Genomic DNA, 9822 nt, shown 5'->3' with positions numbered 1-9822 from the left:
GCCGGCCACCTCAAGCTTGGTCGACAAGCTTGCAATGCATTAGATTTGAACCGGGCCACCTAACGGGGGCAGACCAGCGTTGAGGCCGAGGGCGGACAGCTTCTGTCGGGCGAGGTCGACGCGAAGGCGCGCTTCCGAATAAACCGCCTTTGCATTGAGGAAGGCTGATTCGGCTGAGATGCGCTTGTCCCAAAGCGACTGCTGGCGCTCGAAGTTCGTCTTCTCTAGGTCGACTTTCACCGAGGCGGTGAGGTACTCGCTCTTGGCGTCGGCAACTTCGCGGCTGTCGAGCACGGCGACAACTTCGCCCTTCGCGACCTCCTCACCAAGACGCTTGCGCATTTCGGCCACAATCCCCACCACACGGGCCGGCACCCTGGCGATCCGGTCGGCGTCAGGCATAATCGTGCCGGGCACGAGCAGGTGGCGGGACAGTGTGCCGCCGCTTACTGTGGCGAGCGTAATGTCCTGCCCGGCGATCTGCCCAGGCTGCATCTTGATCGAACCTTCGTTCGCGTGACCCTCTCCCGCTTCATCCGCGTGCCTCTCTTCGGTCTCCCCGGCCTTGGGCTCCTTCCCATGCTCAGGCTCTTTGCTGTTGTCCAGTGCTAGGGCCGAGGGCTTCGTCAGAGGCGGGCCAGCCGCTGGCATCAACTGAGCCTTCGGCACTCCGACCGACGCCAAAGCCGTATGCATAAGCTCGGACACTTGCGGAACGGCGCCGCCGATGGCGACTCCAATAGCCACAAGGATTACGGACAGAAGGGCACGCATTAGAGACCAACTCGATTGGGACGGCACTCAACCGCTTGTGCGCAGCGGTCGCGGCCGGTCCTGTGGTTTCACGTAGGGGAGGTCAGCCGGTGCCGGATGGCGGCCAGACGGCACGCGCCAGCGAGCCGGCGGCGTCACCTCACGTGCGAGGGGGCTCGCTTGGAGGAGCGGACGCCACAGAGGTTCCACCCTGGTCGAGGAAGACGGGGGCGAGGGGGCTTGCGATGCGCACGAGTCCGACCATCGCGCCATCTGCCCGGATCGCTGCATGACATGGGCAGGTGGGGTTGCAATGCATTTGCCCCGGAAGTCCGCGGCCGGACGGGTCGCTCGCGGTCGGCTCGGCTCTGCCGATATCGAGTTGGGTGAAGCCCGGCTCTTGGTGTGAGGCAGCTACACCCGACGATGGCGTCATGACAGAAGCGATGAGGGCGAACGCGAAGCTGACGCCGAGCAGGCAGCCGAGCGCGCGGCGCCAAGCGCCAGACGCGAAGTCGTGCCATTCCTTCCGCGAGCCGATCACCGGAATGGCCTAGCGGACCCAGTCGCGTGACGCAAGGCAGCGGCGGAGACTTCCCACCAAGCGCCTCGTTGTCTACGGATCAGACTCGGAGCGCGATGAGTCCGCGGAGCGCTCAGCCGCACCAGGAGTTGAGATGAATTCCGGACGAGTGACGCTCACCGCCATCGGGGCGGTCGTGGCGGTCACCGGATGCGTGCAGGTGCCCGGCTATGCATCCTTGCCGGTCGCCGTAAAGCTACCTTCAGGTGAGCGGCTGGAAGGTGGCGCAGCGATCCGTGTGCTGAGCGGCGCGTTCCAAGCTACTGACGGACGGAAGACCTGCAGCGGCTCTTTCCATTTGGCTGGCCTGGGCCGGCCAGCCTCGCTCTTCGTGACCTGCTCCGATGGCGTGCGCGTTACGAGTTCCTCTCTCGACCTGAGCGCTTTCTCCGGTACTGGCACGCTGAGCTTCGACCGAGATGGGATCGGCACGTTCCGATACGGTGACGCGGTCCGCTGAAGAGGGCGTGACGGTCCAGGAGCTCTTCACTACACGGTACAGTGCGAGGAAGCGCGATCCATCCCTCGCATCCTCCACACAAGTCGTACAGGCTCAAATTAGGACAGACATATCCTCAAAACAACCGAAAGCCTGACGCATAAACACAGTAGAAAATGCTGCTCGGAAAGCAAAAGGTTCGTCACAGTCTGAAGCTTATGGAATCGCAAAAAAGCTTCCTCGAAGGCACCGCAGCGCTGAACGAAGGTGTCAAAGGCGGGTCGTTAGTGCGGTGAGCCAAGCTGGCGAGGCGTCGACCAGAATAGTTCCCAGCATCTTGTCGTAGCCAAGAGAGATCGTCAGACCAGTGACGAGGAGGATCAAGCCGAGAGCCGCCTTCAATCCCCTGCCAACGCCTATCATCCGGTCGCGCCAACGCATCAGAACCTCACGCGACAGCGTGCCCAGGACCAACAAGGGCAGGGCTGCGCCGATGCCAAACAAGAACATGGTCAAGGCCACGGCGCTGAGCTCTTTACCCTGGGACGCGAGAAGAGAGGCAGCGCCGAGAGTCGGCCCGACACAGGGACTCCAGACAGCACCAAGAAGGAGACCCACGCCGAACTGACCTGTCAGACCGACAGTCGAGAAATTGCCAAAGCGGCTCTCAGTCCAGTTGCTCATAGGACCCGCTGCCACAGCCAATCGGGTCTGGGCCGCCGGCACCATCAGCACGAGCCCAATCAGGATCAGCATGATGGCTGCGCCGGTCCGGAAGACGCCGGCGTCGAGGCCGATAGCGAAGCCCACTGTGGCCACGAACAGGCCGATGACCACAAAGGAGAAGGCCAATCCGGCGGCGAGCGCAGCTGGGCCAAACCTATGCTCCGAGGCAGCCGCGCCCAGCACCAGCGGCAGCAACGGCAGCACGCAGGGAGACAGCACGGAAAGGATGCCGGCAAGGAAGGCGAGGCCGAGACTGGTGGCCATGGACGCTGCCTCAGATCGCCTTGTTGAGGAGCGACGAGATCGCCTCGGGGTTGGTCTCGCCGGCCGAGCGTCCGGTCTCCTTCGCGCCCTTGAAGGTGATGAGCGTGCTCTGCATGGTCGCGCCGAACTGTTTCACGACGTCCTTGCGGCTGTCGAAATCGATCTCAAACACCTGCAGGTCCTTGAACTTCGGATCGGCTCTGAGCTTCGACAGGATCGGCTTCTGGGCGGCGCAGGTCGTGCACCACGGGGCAGTGATGTGCACCAGGATTGGCTTGCCGGTCTTCTGTGCGCTCTCGAATGCAGCCGCTGTATATTCGGTCGCAAGAGCGCCGGTTCCGAACAGCAGGGGGCCGGCGGCAAGCAGGCTGATGAGGATGCGACGAGTCGTCATGGGGAGATCTCCGTAAAAGTAATGAGGTCCTAGAGCCGACTCAGTTGGTCTTGTCGGTGATAGCGCGATCGGCGTTAACCAGGGCGGACCAGTCCTTGGCACTGTCCTGACCCTTGAGCGACAGGAGACGAGCACCACTGACCTCGACGTTCTTGAAGTCAGCACCTGCGACGGTCGCGCCTGTCAGGTTCGCGCCCGATAGGTCTGACCCCATCAACACCACATTGGTGAGGTCGGCGTCTGTGAGGTCAGCGTATTCTAAGCGCGAGCGGCCGAGGTTTGCGCCCTTGAGATTGGCACCCTTGAGGTTCACTGAGACGAACACGGCACGCATCAGGCCCATAGACTGGTTCTTGATGTCGGCGCCGCCCCTCAGGTCGACCAGTGTGGCGCCGCTCATATTGGCCCCCCGAAAGTCACCAATTGGCATGGATCGGCTGAGGTCTGCCCCGCTGAGATTCGCCTCGCGCGCGGTAATACCGAACATTCTGGCGTCCACGAGCTTGGCGCCGCTGAGGTCGGCTTTGATGAACCATGCCTGTTCAAGGTTCGCCCCGCTGAGGTCCGCTCCACGCAGGTTCGTCTTGTTGAGGCGTGCTGTGCGCAGGTTCACGCCCTTGAGGGTCAGCCCGGACAGGTCGAGACCGGACAAGGCCTTGTCGGACAGATCGATCGGTTTGCCATCAGCCTTGACGATCAGCGCCTCAATATCCGCGCGGCTCATCTCGGCTTGGGTCATCGCGGGCGTAGTCATATTAGCACCGAGAAGCAGATCCTGCTCGGCGTGGGCTGGGGCTGCCTCGAGTAACGCAAGCAGCACGGCGCAGAGCAAGAGGCGCATGGTTCACTCCCATTGATGCTGGTGGGACCGTCGCATGTGTCGACCCAAGCGCAGCTTATTGTTCGGTACTCGCATGATACACTGTTGTGTCGGGCGCGTCTGTGATCTGGGTCACCGAGGTAGCTGCACTCAGACCGCCAGCGGTAATACGTGACCTCGGTTACCTCGATGGATCGGATCGCCTCGGTCTGGGTCACTCCAGCGTTTGGGCTCGCCCGGCGCGGCTCTGGTTCCAAGCAGTTGCGGCCGAGAGTGGTATCAGCAGTGCGATCTCCAACGCTTGCCTCACAACCACTAATTAGAGATAGCGCCTAAGCCCGTTTCAGTGACCTGTCACGCCTATCGCTTCTAGTTACCTGCTTGCTACATAGCAACTAGGCGCCTGGCATGTGGCAGCATGCTGCTATCTTTCCTTGACTACGTGCCATGATACTTTGGATTGGCCAATCGCATCATTCCAGCCGTCAAACATTTCTCCGCTCCCGAGCCTCAAACTAAGAGCATTCTGCTACCTTGCTGTTGCCTTTCTAGTATGTAGCTAAAAGCCTCCGGCTTTATTGCCCTGTTAGCCAAATCTGCGTATCGTCTGCCGAGCTTGCGGGAACCATTTAGGTACCTGTCAGCATGTTTGAAGAATGCTGCAACCTTTCAGCATGCACAGGGAAACAGCGATGGCGGCAGTAGTGGCATTCGTGAGCCAGAAGGGAGGACCTGGCAAAAGCACTCTAGCGAGGGCACTAGCAAGAGAGGGGGCCGCGAGTGGCCTCAAGGTGAAGCTCGCAGACCTCGACCTTCAGCAAGGCACCAGCCTCGATTGGAGTCGAACCAGATTACAATTCGGAATCGAACCGAGCATCAGCGTCGAAGCATTCTCCACCGCGGCTAAGGCGCTCGCAGTGGCCGACCAGTACGACCTCTTAGTCATCGACGGTCCGGCGCGCGCCAGTGCCGGAACCTTGGAGATCGCCAAAGCATCCGACCTCATCATTCAACCGAGCGGCGCGTCCCTCGACGACCTTCGGCCGGCGGTGAAACTCTTCCACGAGCTGGTGAAGGCTGGGATCCCGCTGGAGCGACTGGCCATAGCACTGAATCACGTCGCCACCGACGCCGAGGAGGCAGATGCCCGTGCTTACGTGGGGCAGGCCGGCTACGCCGTCCTTGCTGGTTGCCTCGTTGAGCGCCCTTTGTACCGTCAAGCCCAGAATGGTGGGTTCGCGGTCACTGAGGCTAAGCACGCCAGGCTCCGCGAGAGGGCGGACGTACTCATCCAATCCATCGTCAACCGTATCGCAGCGTGACCGCCATGGCAGACCTCTCCAGCCTCAAATCCAGGTCCAAACTTGGTGCTCCTCCGAGCCCCGAAGAAGCGTCCCAGAACATCACCGCTCCCGAGGTAGCACCCGCTCCCCTGTTGAAGCCCTCAACGACGGGCAACGCAGTGGACGGGCCTAACCAAGTCAAGCCACGGCGCGATATGCGATCCGCTCGGCGCACTAATCGCACATTGCCGTTCAGCACTAAAGTCAGCCCAGAATTCGACGAGCGTGTCAGAGAGGTAGCGTTTAGAGACAACCTTATGTTGTGCGAGCTGCTTGAAAAGGCGTTGAGCGCTTACGAACGCGAACGGGAAAGCAGCCTCGCTGTAGGGTAGCTGCATGCTAACCGGATTCTGGCTGCCGGCTTTCTGGCGTCTTGCTGCTATATGGAGGCTACATGGCGGCCGAAGATAAAAGACCGTTACCTTTGGGTGACCTGCTCGGCGACCTAGATCCAGATTTGGCCAAGGCCCTTGATGGGCTTGGGAAAGGTGTCCTGAGGAACGCGGAGGTACATTCAAAGCCATTGGCGAGCTCCGGTGATGCTCTGGCCAGGAATGGGGCCGGCAAGCAAGCACCGGAAGGTGAGCAAGGGCGTGCACCAACCACCGGCCTCCAGAAAAAAACCGTCACCCGCGCCCTGCCCCCCGGCGACGAACAGCAAGACATGTTCACACCGTGGGTGCGCGACATCGCATCGAAGGACAGCCGTAGCATTATGGACGTGGCTGTGTTCCGGCTTTCCAAACGCGACAAGCGGGCTAATGAGGTCATCCGCTACGACATGCCTGACGGGTACGTGGAGGTTTCCAGCGGGCCGAAGGGCATGGCATCGGTCTGGGACTACGATTTGGTGCTGATGGGCATCAGTCACATAACTGAGGCTATGAACCGATACCGGGCCGGCCGCGGTGAGAAGCCCACCCGCAAGTTCCGGCCACATGTGAGTGAGATCCTGAAATTTTGCCGACGGTCAGATGGAGGTCGGCAATACGAGGAGATCGAGGCCGCCCTCGACCGTCTCAGCACGACCACTATAAAAGTAGTGCGGAACGTGAAAAGCTCTAGTGGACGCATGATGCGCGAAGCCGAAACTCCGGAAGGACTTATTCGAAAGGGCAAGGTCATTAGCTATGCTGATGACGGAAAGGTAGCTTTAGTTGAAATCGAGCTTGCTGAGTGGGTGTACAACGAAGTTGTCGAGTCAAAGCGGCCCCATGTGCTTACTGTCGACCCAGACTTCTTCCTGATTGAACCGGGCATCGGTCGGTTCGTCTACCGACTAGCACGTCGAGCTGCTGGCCGTAGCCAAGCGAAATGGACCTTTAGGCTGCTATATGAGCGTAGCGGCAGCGCCGGAACATTTAAGGAGTTCTGCCGGCTCCTACGGAAAGGCATCCTCACCGCTAATGACCTACCGGAATACGACTTGGCAGAAGAGAGAGGGAAGGAAGGACCGATGCTGGTCATGACGCACCGAAACGCGAAACCAGCCGATCTGAGCGTTGGGTGTGTAATAGACGGATACCCATTGAGTTCAGATGATGCAGGCAGGTGATTCGAGAACTGGTGTTGCCGTTTAGCAACGTGCAAGGGCCTCTTCTGTAGATAAATGCCAAGGGCGAGTGCGCGCTTCCGTCGATTACCCACCCGACCCCGTCGAATGCACACCCGGTTCCGTCGGTTACCCACCAGATCCCGTCTATTGCCCACTGAGACGAACTGCAAGTCATTGATAAAATTGAGTTATTGACAGTTTTCTTAACCTAAATCTTTAAATCTTATTTAATACGTTAAAACAGCCCAGCTCAGATAAGATCCGTCTATCACACACTAACTGAAGGCGACACTTGTTTCCTTCCTGTTGGCAACGTCAGATTAGCTGTTGGCCACAGCAAGATTGGTGTTCATACCCCTGATAGCTACGGTGCGTCTGAACTGAGGAATGGCAAGAAAAACTTTGCGGGAAGCAGCGTGCGGAAACGGAATACGCCAGTCATGTCCGTAGCTTACGGAATAAAAGTTTTACTGACACAACGACGTGTCACTTGGGAGCGAAAAGAACAATCACCCTATCGTTCGATCCCGTAATCGCGCTTCTGATTGGGCTTTAAGGATGGCCGACTCAGATGATGTGCAAGCTTACCAGTCAATGACGACTTTCGACTTGAAGCTGGTTGAGCGAGGCGGTGTCCGTAAGTATCCACCAGCCGCCAAATCGGAACGATCAGGCGATCGAGCCCGAGCCAAGTCAGGGCGTCACGTAAAGCCCGCGCGGCCCGGACAGCCCGCCGGACATCGACGACTCCCGCCGTCCTCTCACGCAGGATGAGCAAGCCGTCACGCACGAACCCAACCCGGTCGACGGCGTAATCGACCACGTTGGCCTTCTCGTAGTAGCTGCGCGCCTCCCGGAACAAGCGCTCCAGCACCACCGTGTCTGTCGCAGGTTGACGGGGATCGGCTTGACGCTGGCGGCACTGCGCATCGAGGCGCTCGCGCTCGACCACCACCCTTGCTTCATGGCGGTGGCGGGTGAGCCCAACATAGATCTCGCGCGCATCGGTGCCACTCCCGAGGTAGAGGACGGCTGCAGCACTGGTCCGTCCTTGCGCCGCGTAAGCTGTACCCGCGTAGGAATGAACGATCTTAGGTTGTTTCGGTTTGCGCTTGAACAGGGGCTTTCGCGCCAAGTGCTGCCAGGGCTCATCGAGCACCCGACCGTCCTCCAGTCGTAGCCGAAGCCGGACGCTACCACCCGGGCTGGTGGCGATGCCCTGAACCACGGCACGGTTGCCGTTGCGAACCGAGAGATGCGGCAGGCTCTCACCAAAGCGTAGGGAATCGCCGAGCGCCAGGTTCAGCGGCACGGCTTGATCTTTACGGTTCCGGGAGGGCAGGGCGATCAGGTCGGGTCCGAGGTGGCCCTCGTCCCGCAGCACGGCCCGTGCGCGGGCATTCAAGGCCGCCGCATCCGCATTGCGCCGGGTCACGATGATGACGTCGTCGCCATGTGCGGCGCGCTGCTCGCTCCAAAGCGCGATCACCCGGGCTTGCGCGGCCTCAACCCCAGAGACGAGTTCGACCCGGTCGTGACTGGCATAGGCGCGTAGACCCGCTTCCGCATCGCCCCGGGCCATCACTACTGAAGCGGCGCGCTGCCAGTCGACGGTCTGCCGGCGGACCTCACCAAGCACCGCCGAGCGCCCGGTCACCTCAGCCACCGCCCGAAGCGCGCTGGCGCCTCCGACCGAAGCGAGCTGCCGGCGGTCGCCAATCAACACGACCTTGGCTCCAGCAGCCTTGGCGGCGCTCAGAATGGCCTCCAGGTCGCGGGTGGCGACCATCCCGGCTTCGTCAACGAGGATCAGGGTCTGGGGATCGAGCGGTCGGAGAGGGGAGGGCGCCGAGGAATGGTTCGTGGTGGCGGCCTGAGCGTGAGCGTAACGCCAGCGAGCAATCGCCTGGGCCGGGATCCCTGTGGCCGCGGCAAGCTCGTCGGCGGCGACCCAGGACGGAGCGAGGCCGATGACCGTCATTTTACTGCGGATGGCGCTGTCGACCAGGGCCTTCGCCGTGGTGGTCTTGCCAGTACCGGCCCCAGCCTCAAGCAGCGAGACCCCATCACGACCCGCCGCGTGGCGCACCGCCTCGCCCTGTTCGTGACTGAGATGACGGGCCGCTGCCAACGCCGCCTCGATCGCCGCGGGCGCGATCCAGGCGCGCTCTCCCGGCCGGTCGGCGGCCCGCAGCATGCTGGCCTCGCAGGCCGCGATACCCGGCGTCGTCCAGCAGGCGCTGCCCCCCGGCACGAGCTCGGCGGCCGCCAGGGGCAGCAGGGTGCCATCCTCCTCGAACCGTGCGAGTTCGGCCGTCACCGCCGCGATACCGAGTCCCTGCACACCTGCCAGTTCGAGAGCCCGCTGTAGCAGGGCTTTACGGGTGACCACGCTCTCATGGCGGAACAGGTCTGAGGCGGCGCGCGCCACCGGGGTGTCACCGGCGATCTCGGGGGGTTCGAACACGGTCTCACGGTCCACCTCCCGCTCAGCCGCTAACGTCAAAGTCGGGTCGATGCTGCGCCCGGGGTCGCGCACCGCCTGCCACGGCTCGAGATCGAACACCGCGAGCTCGGATCTCCAGCGCGCCTCCAACTCGGGCCCGGTCGGAAGTTCCTCCTTACCCCGGCGGGTCGCCAGGGCGGCAATCTCGCGCTGGGCGCTGGTGGCCCCGGGGCCGGCATAGTCCAGGATCTGCTCGGAGCGCTTCGAGAAGGCCTCCAGCACCGCTTTGGGCAGGCCAGCGACCTCCCATTGCCCGCGTCCGGCTTCGCGGTACCGTAGGTCGAAGCGCTGACGCAGCTCATCGGCCAGAGCCGCCCTGAACGCCGCCCCGACCATGACTTGCATCTTGTAGAGGTGCTCGACCTGCGTATTCCGACGAAGCCGGCCGGGGATTCCGATTTGAAGCCGGCCGTCGTTCCGAGGCGAAGCCGGCCACCAT

At 61.6% G+C, this 9822-nt stretch carries 8 protein-coding genes; 3 read left to right on the top strand and 5 right to left on the bottom strand.

Going from position 1 to position 9822, the window contains the following annotated elements:
• Positions 1-39: 39 nt before the first annotated feature.
• Complete coding sequence (locus K2Y56_RS15215; RefSeq protein ID WP_292509081.1) at positions 40-774, bottom strand: efflux RND transporter periplasmic adaptor subunit; 735 nt, start codon at positions 772-774, stop codon at positions 40-42.
• Positions 775-1430: 656 nt separating this feature from the next.
• On the opposite strand from K2Y56_RS15215, the gene K2Y56_RS15210 reads away from it, so the two are divergent.
• Positions 1431-1796, top strand: coding sequence for a hypothetical protein (locus K2Y56_RS15210; protein ID WP_292509078.1), 366 nt, complete (start codon positions 1431-1433; stop codon positions 1794-1796).
• Positions 1797-2045: 249 nt separating this feature from the next.
• On the opposite strand, the gene K2Y56_RS15205 is transcribed toward K2Y56_RS15210, so the two are convergent.
• The 3 genes from K2Y56_RS15205 to K2Y56_RS15195 are packed head-to-tail and all read right to left on the bottom strand — an operon-like array spanning position 2046 to position 4000.
• The gene (locus K2Y56_RS15205) at positions 2046-2765 is read right to left on the bottom strand and encodes a cytochrome c biogenesis protein CcdA (RefSeq protein WP_292509076.1); all 720 of its coding nucleotides are present in this window, start codon (positions 2763-2765) and stop codon (positions 2046-2048) included.
• 10 nt (positions 2766-2775) lie between these two features.
• A complete protein-coding gene (locus K2Y56_RS15200) occupies positions 2776-3159 on the bottom strand; it encodes a thioredoxin family protein (RefSeq protein WP_292509073.1) in 384 nt (127 codons plus the stop codon).
• A gap of 40 nt (positions 3160-3199) precedes the next feature.
• Entirely contained in the window at positions 3200-4000 is an 801-nt protein-coding gene (locus K2Y56_RS15195; RefSeq protein WP_292509070.1) for a pentapeptide repeat-containing protein, read from the bottom strand.
• A gap of 671 nt (positions 4001-4671) precedes the next feature.
• Here K2Y56_RS15195 and K2Y56_RS15190 point away from each other — a divergent pair.
• Both K2Y56_RS15190 and K2Y56_RS15185 read left to right on the top strand, forming a co-directional pair.
• Entirely contained in the window at positions 4672-5301 is a 630-nt protein-coding gene (locus K2Y56_RS15190; protein ID WP_292509067.1) for a ParA family protein, read from the top strand.
• Between the two features lie 415 nt (positions 5302-5716).
• On the top strand, positions 5717-6877 hold the full coding sequence (locus K2Y56_RS15185) for a replication initiator protein A (protein WP_292509064.1): 1161 nt from the start codon (positions 5717-5719) through the stop codon (positions 6875-6877).
• Between the two features lie 514 nt (positions 6878-7391).
• Here the strand turns inward: K2Y56_RS15185 and K2Y56_RS15180 are convergent.
• A partial coding sequence (locus K2Y56_RS15180) for an AAA family ATPase (RefSeq protein ID WP_292509061.1) occupies positions 7392-9822 on the bottom strand: 2431 nt, incomplete at its 5' end.

Source organism: Methylobacterium sp., from assembly GCF_019745455.1.
GTDB lineage: Bacteria > Pseudomonadota > Alphaproteobacteria > Rhizobiales > Beijerinckiaceae > Methylobacterium.
Note: the sequence above shows the minus strand (reverse complement) of the source record. Positions and strands in the feature narration are given on the sequence as shown.